Origin of the sequence: Arthrobacter sp. B1805 (assembly GCF_002929745.1) — a bacterium.
Taxonomy (GTDB): domain Bacteria; phylum Actinomycetota; class Actinomycetes; order Actinomycetales; family Micrococcaceae; genus Arthrobacter_D.
In genome coordinates this window covers 82376-98688 of sequence record NZ_PJIQ01000003.1, presented here as the reverse complement: position 1 = coordinate 98688, position 16313 = coordinate 82376, and the positions used below count along the sequence as shown (strand labels likewise).

Here is a 16313-nt window from a genome sequence, read left to right as displayed (position 1 = left end):
CGGGGGATCTTCTGCGTCTCTGCCGGTCGGCCCGTCATCGGCCCCGGAGTTCTAGGAGGCCCTGGTCTCCAGCGGGGGTGCGGTCGACGGCGTTCCTGCGTCGTCGCTGTCGTGCGGTACCGACCGGCGCGTCACGAGGCTCACGATCACCAGGGCCGCGACCGCGAGGGGCAGGGCGACCACGACGGCGTTGATCTCGGCGGCCCGGCCCGAGGACTGCCAGACCACGGTCGCGATGCCGCCGACGACCATCCCGGCGATCGCGCCCCACGACGTGGCGCGCTTCCAGAACAGGGCGGCCAGGACCACGGGGGTGATGGCCACGCCGTACATCGTGTACGCGTACATCTGCAGGGCGAGCACGCTCGGGAAGAACTGTCCCATGACGTAGGCGAGGACGGTCACCGCGAGGACGGCCCAGCGGCCGAGCTTCAGGGCACGCTGCGGATCGCGGGAGCTGTTGCGGCGCTGGAGCACGAGGTCGTAGACGATGTTGCCCGAGCAGGTGAGCAGGTAGGACGAACCCGTCGTGACGATCAGCGCGAAGGCGCCGGCGAGCAGGAGTCCGCCGATACCCAGCGGCACCAAATCCGTGCCCGCGAGGCCGAGGATTGCCTGTCCGGGTTCGATGTCGGGCAGCAGGAAGGACGACGACGACGCCAGCAGGATGATCGTGCCCAGGAGAACGACGGCGCCGACGAAGAAGCCGATCGTCGCCTTGCGGGCCGTGCCCTCACTCCGGCCGGCGGCCAGTCGCTGGTGCATGTTCTGGTCACCGAGGATGAGCAGGAACAGGGGCAGGAAGTAGCCCAGCAGCTGCACTGGGGTGAGGGTTCCGGTCAGCGACGTCAGGGCGGGGTCGAGGCGGTCGACGTAGCCGCCGATGCCGCCGACGTCGGCGATGAACACGACGGCCAGCGTGCCCACGAGCGCGAGGACGATGATGATCACGGAGATGAAGTCGGTCCAGGCCACGGACTTCAGCCCGCCGCCGAGGGCGAGGAACGTGATGAGGATGGCCGCGACGATCGTTCCCTGGGCGGTGCTGAGGGGCGTGATGATGCTCAGGATCGAGCCGGCGCCCGTGAACTGGTAGGCGGTGATGCCCACGAACGCGACGAGGATGATGACGGTCGCGATGATGCGCACGGGCCTGCCGAAGCGCACCTCGAGCATCTCGGGGATGGTGTGGTGCGACAGCCGCCGGACCTTCGTGGCCATGAAGTACAGGCAGATGATGCCGACCACGGTGCCGGCGAAGAAGAAGATGCCGGCTACGGGACCGTAGGTGTAGACGAAGCTTGCGCCGCCGATGATCGAGCCGGAGCCGACGAACGTCGCCAGCAGGGTGCCGGCGAGGACGGGCGCCGGAAGGGAGCGTCCGGCCAGCATGAAGTCTTCGCCGTCGGCGACCTTCTTCCTGCGGCTGAACCATGCGCCCACCAGGACCATGAGCAGGATGTAGCCCACGAGGATGAGAACGTGCACGGGTTGCATGGGGGAGAACCTCTCACTGATGCCCGGCGGACGCCGGTGCTTCAGAGCAGTCTGGTGTGATCCAGCTCCCATTGCAATAGATTATGCAATAGTTGTTGCAATTCTTCACGAGGACGAAACACGGCCGGACGGCGCCCGCGGCTCAGATGGGGTCGACGAGGTCCAGTTCGCTCCACAGTTCCTCGGTGTCCCGCAGGGCTGTCATCGTCCGGTCCGGGTCGCTGGAGGAGAGCTCGGCCAGAAGCGCCTGGACAGTCGCGACGGCGGCGACGGTGGAGGGCATGAACGTCACGCCCTCGCTCGGCACCAGCAGGGATTCCTCCGCCAGGTCCGTGATCGCCGTCTGGCGGTCCGCGATCGCCACGATGCGGATGCCGCGCTGAGCCGCGACCCGCACCACCTCGAGGACGAACTTGCTGGCCCGCCAGAGGTTGCAGCTCACGAGGCAGTCGCCGGGCGAGAGCATGCGGAGGCGGTTCACGAGCGCGGTGCCCGAGGAGGTGTGGAGCTCGATGTCACGGCCCATCCACTGGCCGACGTGCGCCAGCTGGAATCCGGCGGCCGCATAACTGCCCGTCGCCAGGACGATCGTCCGGTCGGCGGCGGCGATGATGGCCGCGGCCCGGGCCAGCTGCTCGGGGCTGATGCTGTCGGCCAGCCGCGTCAGGTTGCGGGCGTCGTTGGCGAGGGAGGAACCCGCCAGACCGATGGGTGGGACGACGCGCTCGCTGAGCAGCTTCTCCGCCGTCAGGGATGCAAGATACCGGTGGCGCAGTTCCGACTTGAGCGCGGACCACCCGGAGAAGCCGAGGAACTGGGCGGCGCGCACGACGGTAGCGACGTTCACATTGGCCCGGGAGGCGAGATCCTGCGTCGACATGAAGGAGGCGCGCCCGGCGTCGGTGCGCACGATCAGGAGGACGGCCTCGATCCCCGGACTCGCCTTCCGCCCGAGCGCCAGCCCGTCGAACCATTCCGCGATCTGCGCCATGCCGCCCCCTCCGGTTGTGCAACAAGTGTTGCACCTTCGGTTGATTGTTGTGAGTATCAGCTCAGGCGTATTCCACATCACACCTCGAGGAGCACCATGCCCGCCCCACAACAGTTGCACATCACCAACGCCACGATCCTCGATATCGCCGAGGGCAGCGCGTCCCCGGATTCGAGCATCCTCGTGGAGGACGGCATCATCACCTGGGTCGGCCTGACCGCCGACCTGCCGGCCGATCGTGCCGCGGGGGAGACTCTCGACGCCGGCGGCAAGTACGTCATGCCGGGGCTGATCGACGGTCATGTGCACGTCACGGCGGCGACCGCCGACCTCGCGTCGATGGCGGAATGGTCGCCCACCTATGTCGCGGCGCACACGTCCCGCAACCTCAAGGCGATGCTGCACCGCGGCTTTACGACCGTGCGCGACGTCGCCGGAGCGGACTTCGGTGTGGCCATGGCCGTCGAGGAGGGTCTGTTCGAGGGTCCGCGCGTCATCTTCGGCGGCAAGGCGCTCTCCCAGTCCGGTGGACACGGGGATATGCGGTCAATGGGTGCGAGCGTCATCGACCCGCACCAGTGCTGCCCTTCCATCGGCATCGTCTGTGACGGCGTGGACGCCGTCCGCAAGGCGGCTCGGGACCAGCTGCGCACCGGAGCTCACCACATCAAGGTGATGCTCTCCGGTGGCGTCGCTTCGCCCACCGACCGTGTCGACTCCACCCAGTTCTCCGAGAGCGAGATCCTCGCCGTCGTCGAGGAGGCCGAGGGCGCCAACCGGTACGTCTGCGGGCACGCCTACACGGCACGCGCGGTCAATCGCGGTCTGCGCCTGGGCGTCCGCTGCATCGAGCACGGCAACCTGATCGACGACGAGAGCGTGCGGTTGTTCGTCGAGAAGGACGCGTACCTCGTGCCCACCCTCATCACCTACGAACGCCTGAAGGCCGACGGTGAGGCAGCGGGCCTGCCTGCCGCCAGCCGCGAGAAGGTGGACATCGTGCTGCACGCCGGGCTCGAAGCGCTCGACCGGGCGAACAAGGGCGGCGTGAAGATCGTCTTCGGAACGGATCTGCTGGGCGCCATGCAGATCCACCAGAGCGAGGAGTTCCGCATCCGAGCCCAGGTGCAGACGGCGCAGGAGGTGCTGCGCTCGGCGACGCTGACGGCGGCGGAACTCATCGGCCTCGAGGGCAAGCTCGGTGTCATCGCGGCCGGCGCGTTCGCCGATCTGCTGATCGTGAACGAGAACCCGCTCGACGACGTCACGGTGCTCGCTGACCCCGAGTCGTCGATCAGTGCCGTCATCCAGGGTGGACGGGACATCGGCGCCTAGGCCCCGCCGTCGGGAAGCCCGGCCGTCGGGAAGCCCGGCCGGTACCGGTCGGGCTCCCCTTTCGTGGCGATCGCTGCCTGCTGGGGCCCCGCGGCGTCAGCGTCGCTTCGCGTCCGCGATCGGGTAGAGGTCGGTCGGGTCGAGCAGTACGGACTCGATCGTCGCCGTCAGCGGCCCGTCCGCCTCGGATGCCGCCTTCGCGTCGATCCACCGCTGGTCCGCTGCGAAGGCCGCCCAGTTTGCCTTCGGATCGCCGTCGTGCTCGAGGAGGTAGACCAGGACGTCGTCGGTTCCGACCGGTGTCCAGTAGCCGAGGCTCCTCATGTTGTGTTCGGTGAACAGGTCGATGGTGTTGTCGCGGAAGCGGGCCATCAGGGCGTCCATCCTGCCGGGGTTGGCGGTGTAGGTGCGCAGTTCGTAGGTCATGCGGTGCTCCTGGGTGGCGGTGAGGATGACGGGCACGACGGCGGCCCCAGCCAAGCATAGGCAACCCCGTGGGCCCGGCGTTCAGTCCGACGCAGGCAAGCGTCAGGCAAAAAACTCAGGACGGCGGCACGTCAACCAGCTTGCGGAGGGGATTGTTGAGATCCTGCTGTTCTCCTGTGCTTTTCCTTCAACTCCAGAGCCCTCCTCACTCCTAGGCTTAGTCCGCAGACCTATGGGGGAGAGAACGTGGAAGCAGGACAGGGCGCTGCTGAACAAGCGCAGCGGATCGGTGAGCGGGTCTCCCGGTTGGAGACCGAACTCGAGCAGCTGGAAGCTGAACTAGCGCGGGCCCGTAAGGCGCAACAGGCCTGGCTCGCGGGTGCGGACGGTGAGGCCCGCGTCGGCGAGCAACTGCGTCAGCTCGAGCTTCAGGGGTGGTGCGTGCTGCACGACGTGCACTGGCCCGGCCGGCCTAAGGCGAACATCGATCACATCGCTGTCGGCCCTGGGGGTGTGATCGTCATCGACGCGAAGAACTGGTCGGGCGAAGTGCGCCTTCGCAACGACGAGCTGTTTCAGAATGGCTACACACGGAAGCGTGAAACAGCCTCCGCGCTCGAGCAGTGTGGTGCAGTAGCTGCGTTATTGGAACCGCAGCATCGACGCATGGCACAGGCGTGGATCTGTCTGGTGGGACAACCCGACCTCGTCGGCTCGACCAGCACCGGCGTGCGGGTCGTCGGAATCGGTCAGCTCACTACCGCGGTGCTGGCGCTGCCACCAGTCCTCGAGCAGCCTTTCGTCACCGCTATCTATCACTACCTGCAGGGGCTGCTTACAGGGCCGACGAGCCCAGCGGTGGCGACGACTGCTCTTCTCGATCGTTCGACAGCTGGGTCACCGCTGCTGGCAGCTCGGCGAGCGGCTGCAGCTCGCCCTGTTTCCGGCGGCAGGTCTCAACCGATGCCCCGAGGTCATTCCGGTAGGCCTTCCAATCGAGGACGTCACAAGAATCGGTCGAGCCGCCTTTATGCATTCTGGCGCCTTGTGCTGCTGGTTCTGGTGCTGTGGCTTGGGGGAGGAGCGCTGCAGGATTTTGCAGAATCAGACGCTCCGCCACCGTCGGAGCCGTTACCTGGCGTCGTGCAGCCCGAGGCGCCTCAATAGGGCAGCAGGCCAAGGAGCTAAGCGCGATAGCTGCTCCCGTATAGGTATGGGTACAGGGGAGGGCGGGTTCCTTCGTGGTTTCACCCAACGAAGGTGTGCTCGAAATGCCACCGGAAAGAGGGGGCTGTCGTGTCGTTATGCTGGCGGCACTGGTTGCCGGCGAGTGCGTCCAGAAAGTGCTCGACGTCGGGCGACACGGGGCGGGATGAGCGCACGATATCGCCCGTGGCGCTGACGGCAATCAGTCCTCGTTCGTACAGACTGTCGCAGCCAAGCAGGCAGATCAGCATGGCTACGGCAGCGAAGTCTTTGCGTTCCTCCTCGCTGCATGCCCACCGCGGTTTGATATGCCCGGCGACGAGCAAACTCTCCGGCACCTCGCGGTGGCACATGCAACATCGCAACTCTGATCCCTCGAGCAGAACGCGACGCAGGTACTGCTGTTCCACCCTCCGCTTCGCCAGCACGAGTTTGTCCGTCTCGGTTGGGTCCACTCCTGAGAGGGGCTCCGCATATTCGTCGAAGTTCGTCTCCGGAATCTCGGCGAGTTTGACGCCGGATAGAGTGAGGAGTTGCTCAGCGTCGCTCTCGGATAGTGGAGACAGGTATAGGCCCCGCTTCATCCCTCCGAGCCTGTTGAGCGGGCCGGTGCCACCTAACTCAAGGAACGGCAGGTCCGTGCGCCTATCTATTCTCAGGTCGGTGGCGAGCGACTCGACCAGCACGAACCACCCTTCGTCTTTTTTGTTTCCGCTTTGGCGGCTCTGGTAGGCAGGTGGACGATATGTAGCGACGGGTTCGCTGACGATCCTGCTGACGGTTCTGATGAGCTGCTTGTCACAGTGGAACACCACGTCGCCACGGCTCGTGTTCCTGAGGGCAGCGGAGCCAGGCCGACGAGCGCCCCTTGCGTCGACGAAGTTGGTCCACAGAGTCCCCTGCACCCGCTCGAAATTGTCGGACTGATTCGCCCACCAGTAGCTGGTCATTGCAGCACCCCTAAATCCTGTTAGCGCCGTGTTTCGAGAGGTGGTCGGCAAAGCGAAGCAGCTCGGCACCGAGCCGGCGGGCCTGTTCCGCTACCGCGTCAGGTGCGTTACCAGCAGGGGACGACGCCGGACCGCTCATCGAAGCCGGCGCTGCCGGCTCCCGCTGGATGTCGATGTCGAACACCACGTGGTCGGGTTGGTGCCAGGTCGAGAACACCTCGACGGGCCGACCGTCGACGCATCGGCGTCCTGCACGGTCAGCGACAGCACCTCGGTGCCGACAGCCGCCCCGGTACTCCCGATCTGCGCGGACAGCCCGGACGTCCGGTGCACGAGGCGGTGATGTTCCCTCCGCGGGGCCACCGTGCTGCCGCGTCCGCGGCCCCGCTCGATCAAGCCCTCATCAGCCAGCGCACCGAGGGCCTGGCGCACCACGGACCGGGACACCCCGTACCGCACCTGCAACTGCGCCTCGCTGGGCAGCGAGGTGCCCGGCGGAAGGGAGTGGTTCAGGATCTGCGCCCGCAGGTGCCCGCGCAGCTGCAGATGCAGCGGCTCGCCACTGCCGGCGTCGAGCCGGGTTTTCGAGGCTTCAGGGCTGTCTACGTCAGCCAACGGGGCTGCTCCTTCTCAGGATGATGGTCGGGGCGTCGGAGTTCGCGTCGGTGTCGTCGCTTGAGCGCAGCACCAGGTCGCTCCACCACCGGAAGATGCCGTCGGGTTAGCCGCGACTCGCGGGCTACGCGTCGTCCGCTGGTGATGCGTCGTCGTCGTGCTCCTCGGTGACCTGCCCGTCGTGCACCCGCTTGAGCGTGATGCCCTCGAGGTAGCTGGGGACGGGTGGGTCGAGGTCTTCGTCGCTTGTCATGGTTCCGATCCTAGGTGCCGCGCAGTCCCGAGCCCCTACTTCTTCTGCGCGGTCCGCCACACGTGGTCCCACCCCGGTGCCAGCGCGGCGGCGCGGCGCATCGACAGCACGAGGCTCGCCTCCCGCGCGATGCCCTGGCCCGCGATGTCGAACGCCGTTCCGTGGTCCACCGAGACGCGGACAACGGGCAGGCCGACGGTGATGTTCACGCCGTCGTCGCCGTAGACCGCGCTGAAGGGTGCGTGGCCCTGGTCGTGGTAGCAGGCGATGACCATGTTCCACTTGCCCTTGACCGCGGCGGGGATGAGCGCGTCCGCGGGGATGGGCCCGTGCACGTTAATGCCCTTCTCGCGGGCGGCGGCGACGGCGGGGGCGAGGATGTCGGCGTCCTCGTCGCCGAACAGGCGGTTCTCGCCCGCGTGCGGGTTCAACCCGGCGAGGCCGATCGGCTCGTCCGGGTTGCCGAGCGCCTTCGTGAACGCGCTGACGAGCTCGATGACATTGGTGGTGCGCTCGGGCGTGACGTCCTCAATGGCCTGCCGCAGGGAGACGTGAGTGGTGAGGTGGAAGAAGTAGAGGTCGCCCGCGGAGAGGACGAGGCTGAAGTTCTCCACGCCGAACTCGTGCGCGAGCAGCTCCGTGTGGCCGGGCCACTTGTGCCCGCCGGCGTGCATCGCGGCCTTGTTGAGCGGCGCGGTGACGATGCCCTGCACTTTGCCCTCGCGGGCCAGGCGGCAGGCCTCGACGACGAAGCGGTAGGAGCCGTCACCCGCGGCGGGGCTGAGGTCGCCGAGCTTGACGTCTGCAAGCGACGGGCCGGTCTGCAGGAGTTCGATGATGCCGGGCTCATTCGACACCGTGCAGCAAGCGGCGGTCTACGACCTGCAGGCGAAGTACGCGGAGGTCGCAGAGGCGGACGATCTTATTCGGTGAGCCCGGAGAGTCAGCCTTCCTGCACTGGCATCCAGGTTTCGAACTCTGCATCTGCGGCGATGAACCAAATGACTTCGAATGCTTCAGGAGAGCTGCTCGCTTCGCCTGAGTCACGGTCAAACCCTCCGGTGTAGGACGCTACCCAGCCTGTCGTCTCTTTCTGAGGGATGACATTCAGGAAGTAGTCCTCGCCGTTTTCCTCGATGAAGTCCAAGGTCTTCGACGGGGACTCAGCCTCGGCGATCTCGCGGTCGGTGACGATCTCTACCAAGATCTCATTCGTACCGCTGGTCCTCGCGACGTCAGCAATAAGGAGCTTGATCTGGTCCTTATAAGCATCGGTCGAGTAGTCCAAGGCATCCGTGAAAACCCAATACTGATCGAGCTGTGCCGGCGTCTGATCGCTGTCGACCGAGACCACTTCATACGTCGGCCCTTGATACAGGTACGAGCTTGTGTCGGTTTCGTCTGGTGTCGGTGCGGCGACTTCTGCATCTGAAGTCGGCTTTGCCGTTGCCGTTGGTACAGCGGACGCAGATGCCTCGCCCGATACACACTCTCGTTCAACCGTGACGCGAGGAGGATCTGATAACTCGTCGCCGGTCGCGGGCTCCTGGCTGCAGACGATCCAGTTGGATTCGTCAACGATTCCAAACATGCCGCCACCGAGCACATCGACTTCGTCAGAGATGCCCGCTCGCTCGACGTCGCTGATCGCTACGTCGAGTGTTTTCCCGACGACGTCCGGCATTGTCACTGGACTTTCGTTCGAACAGCTGGTGATTACCAGGATCGTTGAGATGGTCATCAGGAGTTTCATTGATCGGCGCACTGTTCCTCCGGGTCTTGAGATCGCGTGTCGTGAACCACGCTTGTCGGTTTCACACTTTCGGATGCGGGTACCGCCAAGGAAGCACCCTACTGCACGGCGGCAAGCAAGGAGTCTCCCGAAGTCATGTAAAGCTTCTAGTCATGCCATTGAATGAAAGGCATCACGGCGACAGATTCTTACAACGCCCGCTATGTCCTTATCGGCTATACGACGATGCTTACTCAGGCTTATCCAGCATGTTAGTTGCACAATGGAGTGAGTCGCTGCTGAATTGACGCGTCTGCGCGGCGAGCGCACCGCGGTTGGTATTTTAGGGGGCGGGGAACATCTTTGCTCGACGACTGGTGTACCGGCTCCCAGCGGACGCCCATATCGACGACCACGTCGTCGGGGTGGTGCCAGGTCGAGACGACCTCCACCGGTAGTCCGTCCTGATCGAAGCTCGTACCCTCGAGCAGGAGAACGGGCGAGGGCACCTGCAACTTCAGGAAACGTAGGAGGTACCCGTCACCGGGCACCACTCGAATCCGTCGCTTGCCGGTGTTGATCTGCACTCCGAAGTGCCGTCCAAGGGCCGCACGCAGGGATGGCTCGTGCAATGAGCCCGCGGTTTGTTCGGCGAAGGTCGAGGCCGGCAGCAAGGAGTGGATGACGGCGATCGGCACACCGTCGGCCGTGCGCAGTCGCCGGAGCGAGAGCACTTGGATGGCGGAATCACCCACAACAATCAGGAGGCTCCGCGCCCCGGCAACCCGACGTAGAGGTGCTCCTGAGCGCGGTCAATCCTAGCGGGCCACCCGGTACATGACTTCGGCTCCTGCATCTCGGCAGAAGATCAGTGCCAGTTTGCTGACGCGCTGCCTGGTGATGCGTTCGATCATGTCGGCGTAAGTAGACAGCTGGCGCCAGTAGGCGGTGACGGTTGTCTCCTGCGGGGCGCTGTCAGTCTTGAAGTCGGCGATCACCAGGGAGCCGTCGTCTTCCCTGTACATCAGGTCGATGACGCCTTCGACGGTCACTCCGCGGGATGGAGCGACGACGGGAAGTTCCAGCCAGTGCTCGCGCTCCGCCGCGCGACGGACAGGTTCACTGGCGAGGGCCGCCCTTGCCCGCGCGGCCAGTGCTTGCGGGGTAACGCCCTTGGCGAGTCGGGCGACGCTGTCCGCGATGGCTTCCACGTCCGCCGACTCCTGCAGGCCGCTAAGCTCCATCACCCGGTGCAGGGCAGTGCCGAATTCGGCGCCACGCTCAGCGTTGGCGGGGGCAGGAGACGGGAGGGTTTCATCGTCGAGTGGTATGAACTGGAGCCGCTCCTCGCCAGGCTCTCCATGTAGCGAGTCTGTACCCTTCGCGATCGACGTCACGGACGCTGTCGAGGGAATCGCGGATTTCGCCTGCCAATGAGTCCGTTGCCGTTCCCAGTCTTCCCAGGACTCAACGGGCTGAACGGTCGTGCGGTGCTTTTCACCGGGCTCGAGGTCCGTCGCGAGTACGAGCGAGGGGATTGTCGGATCGTCGGTGTCTCTGAGCAGCTGTCCGAGACTGTTCCGTCGACTGACGTAGTGGGAAACGACGAGGTGGCTCTCGGCCCTCGTGCAGGCAACGTAGAGGAGGCGACATTTCTCCGCTTCATCAAACAGCTTCTCGACTGCCTTGGCATCTGCATAACGGGCCGAAGTGATGCCTTCCTTCAGCGAGATATGCAGGCGGCTGTCTTGATCCCAGAGGGCCGCATCGCTGGAGGTTCGGGGGCTGGACCCGGTACCGGCAACGATGACCATCGGAAACTCAAGGCCCTTCGAGGCATGGATGGTCATGATTCGGACGGCATCGACGTCGGTTTCGGGGACGACCGCTTCGCGTACCCGCGTGTTTTCTTCCTGCTGCGTTCCGGCCCAGACGAGGTAATCGCGCAGGCTGCCATGTGTCGCTTCGCTCCAGGCGCGGGCCTGATCGATGACGAAGCGGAGCCGCCGCCACACGTCGCGGTACCGCGGTGAGGCGACGGCGGTTTCCATCATGCGTCGTTCGGTGACCAAGCGGTCCATCAGCTCGGCAGGGGTATGAACGCTGATCCGGCGGCAAAGCTCGGACAGGTAGACCATGCCGCGGGCAACCGGAGAATCATCAAGCCCTTCCGGTGGCGGCGCGAAGATGTTCCACGATCCGCCGGCCGACTTCCATTCGAAGAGTTCGTCGTCACCGCACGCAAACGGAGCCGAGCGCAGGCAGAGCACCAGGGCTGCCTCGTCAGCGGTGTTGGCAATCGCCTTCAGCGCCAGTAACAGGTCGTTCACTTCCTGCGTCGAGTAAACCAGCGAGGAGGCTTCTGCGCGGTACTCAATGCCGGCGCCGTCGAGTGCGTCCTCAAGCGCCGCCAACGCAGTGCGGGTGGGTAGCAGGATGGTGATGTCCTTGAGCCTCAGGTTTTCGGTCTTGAAGCTCTTGTCCGGATCGTCCGAACGCTTAGACTGCTTCTTCCAACCCGGCTGTCCCGTCTGGCCCGAAGCCAACAGGATTGCGGCGGCGACGTCCTTGGCTTCCTGCTTGCGCATTGACTCGGCCGACATCTTCCCCGATTCATCGGGGGTAGCTTCGTCGCGTCCGATGGTTGAGACGGCCGGCCCATACGATTCGTTCCAAAATGGACGCTCGGGATCGGGCGTTAGCGGCTGATAGGACGGCTGAAGATTGCCGTTCTGCTGGATGAGCTGACCGAACACCGTGTTGATCCAGTCGAGTAGTGGGGCGGTCGAGCGGAAGTTGGTGCGCAGCGACGCGATGCGGGAATGGTCGTTGTTTCGGAACCGGCGTTCCGTGCTGAGGTAGGTGGCGATGTCGGCGCGGCGGAACCGGTAGATCGACTGCTTGGGATCCCCAACAGTGAATAGGCGGCCCGCGGGAATGGTGAGCTCTTCCCAGCGGTCCATCCCACAGACGTGCTCCGCCGTGATCCGAGTGGCGATCTCCGCCTGGACCGGGTCGGTGTCCTGGAACTCGTCCAGCATGATGCACTTGTAGCGCACATGGAGTGTTCGGTGAACCGCGATGGTCCGCGCGTCAGTGCCAACGAGCAGGTCACGGGCGTGGATGAGGAGGTCGTTGTACTCCAGTTCTCCGGTGCGCTGGCGTTCCCTGGCTGCGTTAACGAGGAGTTCGGCCATAGCGGCAGCCACCGTATCTACGGCGGGGGATACCAAACTCTCGCGGAGGGCAGCTGCGGCTTGGCCGAGTTCCGCGCAAGCGTTCCGGACTTCTGCAATGTCGATTGCCCAGTTGCCCTTCTTACCCTGCTTGGGTGTGGAAGGTATGTCGTCGAGGATCTCCAGCACCAGGGCAAGTTCGCCGATGCTGGCGTTTTCGAGCCTCCCGTGCCAAGAGCGGATCTTCTCGATGGCGACCAGGAGGAAATCATCAGCGTCGGAGCAGTGCTTGGTGTGCTCAAGCACCTCGGCGGTCTGCTGGAGGAGCGGGCCGAGATTGACCGTGGGGATCGGACGGCGTTGTGGTGGATGGCTCTCCAATCGGTCCCAGTTGGCGTCGAGTGCAGAAGCAACGGTCTCGAGGTGGTTCAGGGAACCACCGACGGCGAGGAGGATGCGGAGCGCCTCATCGAGGGTTTCGTCGTTGAAGAGCTGGTGGCGAATGGCTTCCCATCGGCGGGTGAAGGCGATTTGGGAACGCAATTCGTCGACGATGGTGATGAGCGGTGGAACACCAGCTTGGATGGGGTGCTCGCTGATAACGCGAGCGGCGAAAGAGTGGATGGTGCCGATGGGGGCTGTGTCGAGTTGCCCCAGGGCTCGGTCGCGCGCCTCGGACGGGTCGCTGTCCTTGAGCTTCCGGCGCACGCGGTCACGCAGCTCACCGGCGGCCTTCTCGGTGAAGGTGATGGCGGCGATGTTCTTCAGCTCGACGCCGCCGGTCATCACCAGCGTGCATATGCGTTCGACCAATTCGTGGGTCTTTCCGCTGCCGGCCCCGGCCTCAACGAAGACATTAGTGCCAAGGTCCGTTTCGATCAGCCCGCGGTCGAACTGGTCCGCAAGTTCCAGGGTTTCCTGCGTCATTTTTCAACCTTCAGCAGTTGGGCGTAGGGCCTAAGTTCCGGTGCATCCTGGAGTTCCACCCAGTGCTGGTCCATGCCGAGCTGACCTGTCAGAGAGGTGAAGGTTGCGGCTGTGCGGTCACGGGTAATGTGCTTCGTCGGCTCAGGTTTGGGCGGGAAGACGCCGTTTCGAATCGCGGAAATGATGAGACCTGCGTCCTGCCGCAATTGTTCGATCACCTCGTCGTCAACTGCGTAGCCGATTCTCTGGAAACCGCCCGCGCGGGAGGTGAACCAGTAATCTGCGATGACGCCGTCGCTGGGATTCTGAGCGAGGGACCGGGCGAATAGGCCGTAGACGGGCAGCTGGAATTTTGTCCCAAACGCGGTCGGGTGCTTGTGCAGGTCCCTAAACTTGTCGGTCTTACCGGTCTTGTAGTCCACTACGCGAAGGCGTCCGTCCGAATGCCGGTCGATGCGGTCCACCTTGCCGCGAAAACGCACGACGGAGCCGTCCTCGAGCTGAAGCTCGACCGCTGCGGTTTCCTCGTCCATGCCGAATGCCGCCTCGGCTGCGGCATATTCCCAGCCCTGGGAAGCGGATTCCTCGTCGTCGCGGAAAAGGCGGTGGAAGTCCTGACGCATGCGGGTTTGATCCTGCTCCCAGACATGCTTCAGCCACAGCGGGTTGGCGGATTCCTCGAACGTGGCGTCGGCCAATTCGATCAGCCGGTGCACGTTGCGCGGTCTCTTGTCGTCGGTGATCTCACGGACGTAATCCTCAAGGACCTTGTGCATGAGGTTGCCGCGCTGCATAGGGTTGATTTGGACTTCGAGTTCGACGTCTTCGAAGATGTCGACCTTCAGCACATGGCGAAGGAAGAAGCTGAAGGGGCTCAGCACCCAGTCCTCCAAACGAGTGGGGGAGAGGGCCTTCGATCCCTCGATGATGTTCCCGGCATGGGCGCCTAGGTTCCCGTTAAATCGGGTGAAGGAACCGGTGCGTCGGTCGCTGGTCGCGGCGACGGCGCGTTGCAAGACGGCGTCATCCCCGAGCGCCGCGGTTCCGTTTCCGGCGGTCAGAAGGTAGCGCAGGCGCCATTCCTGTTCGGTGGCCGCCACGGGAACGTCAGTGCTCGCACCGGTGGGAGAGCCGTGCTCGATACCGTGGGCGAAGGACCTCAGATTGTTTGTGATGTCGGTGGTGATCCAGCGGGATGGCAGCTGGTCCCCCGACCCACGAAGGTCACCGCGGGGGCTGATGATCGTTCTTGCCGTTCCGACAGCGAGAGCAGATAGAAACTGTTGATGGGCAGCTTCGGCGCGTTGCTCGACGGTGAGCAGGTCGCCGCCGATCACCTCAGCGACGGCATCGGGGAGCAGCGGGTTCTCGCGGATGCGGGCGGGTGCCAGACCTTCCGCTGCGCCAAGGAGAAACACCTGATCGAGATCGCGCCCGACGGCGTCTGCGTAGTTACCGACGACGACGCCGGTGCCGCTCTTTCCGCTCCATCCGGCCTTTGCCTGAATGCTGTCGTCGAGGGCGCTGCGGATCAGGAGCGGGTTAGGCGTGGGGCCGATTCCGTCGAGCGAGCCCAACCCGCTGACGATCTCTTGGATCGCGGCTCGTGTGATGGCGTTGGTCGGCGCCTCGGTCTCGCCGCGGCGCCCCATGAACTGGGTGAGAAGTTCGGTGAGCGCTCCTGCGACGGCATGCCATGACACTGCCGTAAGAACGCGGCTGACACTGGCGGAAAGAGCGCTGATGAACTCCTCGAACAGGGCGAGCTGTTCAAAGCGTTTGGCATACCGCTCGCACGCCCGGGCGTCGCCGTCGCCCTGGGCGGGCTCCCTGGATGGAGGACTGACGTGCAGGCGCTCGCAGACGGCGCTGCTCGGCAGGTCGTGCTCGCGCCAGACGAGAGTGCCTTCGGCGAGGACGTTGAGGATGGTGCGTCTGTCCGGATTGTTCGGGTCGAGTGTGAGGAGGTGGAGGAGCCCACGTGCGAGGGGTGCGTCGCTGAGTCGTTGCGACGCGGGGCCTACGAAGGTGATGCCTGCCTGGGTGAGGCGTTGGGCGAGGAGGGCACGGTAAGGGTGCGCGGTGGAGTGGAAGATACCAATCCGGTACCCGGGAACACCGGCGCGCAGCTGATCGATGACGAGGCGGACAGTACTGCGGACCTCGTCGTCCGCGTCGGAGGCAGTGAGGACGGTGGTGTTCTGCTCGAAGGTTCCGGTCGCCTGGAGATTGTTTAGACCCGCACTTTCGAGCTGACGCCGGAAAGCAGCAACCGCGGGCTGGGCCTGGACGCCGAGCATGAAACCGATAAGAGTTCCCAACCGTCGCAGCGTGGCAGGGGTTTGGACGATTCGTCCTGCGCGCTCGAACAGGTGGTGATCGGTGTACCAGCGATCGCCGAGTGCTTCCATGGCAGTTTGGTGGATTCGAATGACTTCGCGCACCAGGTCCGGCAGGGCGGCGTCCTGCCGTGGGCCGATGGAGTCCAGCAGCGGGGCTGTTCGGGTGATGGCCCGGGCAGTTGCGGGCTGGTCGGCGACCTGAATGAAATCGCCTGGGTTCTCAGCCAGGACCTTGCTGATCGCTGCTTGGCGTACGGCTGGAGGAAGTGGCGCGCGGTCGCCCAAGGATGTGTCTGCGGCGACGAGTTCCATGGCGAGGTCCTTGAGCGTGAACGCGCGCACGCCGACACTGCCGGCACCGTTGTTTAGCGTTCGTCCCAGGTATCGCGTGACGTCCAGTCCGGACGCATGTGAGGGCACAATGATGGTAATCGGAACAAGTGGATCCGTGGCTTGTGCCGCCGTGATGCGAGCGGCGAGTTCGAGCAGCGCTTCGCTCACTGATGTGGTGGTTTGCACGGTCATGCTGCCCCTTGATCTCTGTATTCTCAACATAGCAGGACCCTCTAACAGTTCTATAGAGACCTTGTTCCGCAGTTATCGTTTTCAACTTCGTCGATATCGACGAGTTCCACACGCCATTGCGCCTACCTACCGAAGCCTGATCGACCACCTCACACCGCAGCAGCTACTCGGTCTGTCGGGAACACCTGAGCGGGACGACTGCGTGAACGTCGCCAACCAGGTCTTCGAGGTCGTAGGGCGAGCGAACTGTGACTTGGGGATGCCCTCGACACCAACCTCTTGGTGCCTTTCCATCTCTTTGATGTGTCCGACGACGTCGACCTCAGCCAAGTCGAATG

Annotated in this window: 13 protein-coding genes; 2 read left to right on the top strand and 11 right to left on the bottom strand. The window is 64.5% G+C overall.

Annotated elements, in window-relative coordinates; translation table 11 throughout:
- Positions 1-51: 51 nt before the first annotated feature.
- The gene (locus CXQ96_RS04535; RefSeq protein ID WP_258058864.1) at positions 52-1569 is read right to left on the bottom strand and encodes a sodium:solute symporter; all 1518 of its coding nucleotides are present in this window, start codon (positions 1567-1569) and stop codon (positions 52-54) included.
- Positions 1570-1639: 70 nt separating this feature from the next.
- Positions 1640-2488 (bottom strand): MurR/RpiR family transcriptional regulator, encoded by an 849-nt coding sequence (locus CXQ96_RS04530; RefSeq protein WP_181036354.1) that lies wholly within the window; start codon positions 2486-2488, stop codon positions 1640-1642.
- Positions 2489-2584: 96 nt separating this feature from the next.
- On the opposite strand from CXQ96_RS04530, the gene CXQ96_RS04525 reads away from it, so the two are divergent.
- Complete coding sequence (locus CXQ96_RS04525; RefSeq protein ID WP_104116851.1) at positions 2585-3823, top strand: amidohydrolase family protein; 1239 nt, start codon at positions 2585-2587, stop codon at positions 3821-3823.
- A gap of 96 nt (positions 3824-3919) precedes the next feature.
- On the opposite strand, the gene CXQ96_RS04520 is transcribed toward CXQ96_RS04525, so the two are convergent.
- Positions 3920-4249 (bottom strand): NIPSNAP family protein, encoded by a 330-nt coding sequence (locus tag CXQ96_RS04520; protein WP_104117036.1) that lies wholly within the window; start codon positions 4247-4249, stop codon positions 3920-3922.
- A gap of 246 nt (positions 4250-4495) precedes the next feature.
- Here CXQ96_RS04520 and CXQ96_RS04515 point away from each other — a divergent pair, with 246 nt between their 5' ends.
- The gene (locus CXQ96_RS04515; RefSeq protein WP_181036353.1) at positions 4496-5416 is read left to right on the top strand and encodes a nuclease-related domain-containing protein; all 921 of its coding nucleotides are present in this window, start codon (positions 4496-4498) and stop codon (positions 5414-5416) included.
- An 80-nt stretch (positions 5417-5496) separates the two neighbouring features.
- On the opposite strand, the gene CXQ96_RS04510 is transcribed toward CXQ96_RS04515, so the two are convergent.
- From CXQ96_RS04510 to CXQ96_RS04480, 8 genes are all read right to left on the bottom strand, one after another.
- Positions 5497-6405: a hypothetical protein gene (locus CXQ96_RS04510; RefSeq protein WP_104116849.1), complete on the bottom strand. Its 909-nt coding sequence runs from the start codon at positions 6403-6405 to the stop codon at positions 5497-5499.
- 135 nt (positions 6406-6540) lie between these two features.
- Positions 6541-7020, bottom strand: coding sequence for a GntR family transcriptional regulator (locus CXQ96_RS04505; RefSeq protein ID WP_219816089.1), 480 nt, complete (start codon positions 7018-7020; stop codon positions 6541-6543).
- 124 nt (positions 7021-7144) lie between these two features.
- Complete coding sequence (locus CXQ96_RS18775; RefSeq protein ID WP_258058861.1) at positions 7145-7273, bottom strand: hypothetical protein; 129 nt, start codon at positions 7271-7273, stop codon at positions 7145-7147.
- A 35-nt stretch (positions 7274-7308) separates the two neighbouring features.
- Positions 7309-8130 carry a PdxA family protein gene (locus CXQ96_RS04500; protein WP_258058860.1) on the bottom strand — a complete coding sequence of 274 codons (822 nt, stop codon included), beginning with the start codon at positions 8128-8130 and terminating at the stop codon, positions 7309-7311.
- A gap of 86 nt (positions 8131-8216) precedes the next feature.
- Entirely contained in the window at positions 8217-9014 is a 798-nt protein-coding gene (locus CXQ96_RS04495) for a PASTA domain-containing protein (RefSeq protein ID WP_181036352.1), read from the bottom strand.
- Between the two features lie 263 nt (positions 9015-9277).
- A complete protein-coding gene (locus CXQ96_RS04490) occupies positions 9278-9760 on the bottom strand; it encodes a GntR family transcriptional regulator (RefSeq protein WP_181036351.1) in 483 nt (160 codons plus the stop codon).
- 63 nt (positions 9761-9823) lie between these two features.
- Positions 9824-13108: an exodeoxyribonuclease V subunit beta gene (locus tag CXQ96_RS04485; protein WP_104116846.1), complete on the bottom strand. Its 3285-nt coding sequence runs from the start codon at positions 13106-13108 to the stop codon at positions 9824-9826.
- Positions 13105-15975: a PD-(D/E)XK nuclease family protein gene (locus tag CXQ96_RS04480; RefSeq protein WP_181036350.1), complete on the bottom strand. Its 2871-nt coding sequence runs from the start codon at positions 15973-15975 to the stop codon at positions 13105-13107. Before CXQ96_RS04480 ends, CXQ96_RS04485 begins: the two co-directional genes overlap by 4 nt.
- Between the last annotated feature and the right edge of the window lie 338 nt (positions 15976-16313).

Coding starts and splice junctions, on each gene's coding strand:
- CXQ96_RS04510 (WP_104116849.1), bottom strand. CDS start 6,405: ATGACCAGCTACTGGTGGGCGAATCAGTCCGACAATTTCGAGCGGGTG.
- CXQ96_RS18775 (WP_258058861.1), bottom strand. CDS start 7,273: ATGACAAGCGACGAAGACCTCGACCCACCCGTCCCCAGCTACCTCGAG.
- CXQ96_RS04535 (WP_258058864.1), bottom strand. CDS start 1,569: ATGGGAGCTGGATCACACCAGACTGCTCTGAAGCACCGGCGTCCGCCG.
- CXQ96_RS04480 (WP_181036350.1), bottom strand. CDS start 15,975: ATGACCGTGCAAACCACCACATCAGTGAGCGAAGCGCTGCTCGAACTC.
- CXQ96_RS04495 (WP_181036352.1), bottom strand. CDS start 9,014: ATGACCATCTCAACGATCCTGGTAATCACCAGCTGTTCGAACGAAAGT.
- CXQ96_RS04520 (WP_104117036.1), bottom strand. CDS start 4,249: ATGACCTACGAACTGCGCACCTACACCGCCAACCCCGGCAGGATGGAC.
- CXQ96_RS04485 (WP_104116846.1), bottom strand. CDS start 13,108: ATGACGCAGGAAACCCTGGAACTTGCGGACCAGTTCGACCGCGGGCTG.
- CXQ96_RS04525 (WP_104116851.1), top strand. CDS start 2,585: ATGCCCGCCCCACAACAGTTGCACATCACCAACGCCACGATCCTCGAT.
- CXQ96_RS04530 (WP_181036354.1), bottom strand. CDS start 2,488: ATGGCGCAGATCGCGGAATGGTTCGACGGGCTGGCGCTCGGGCGGAAG.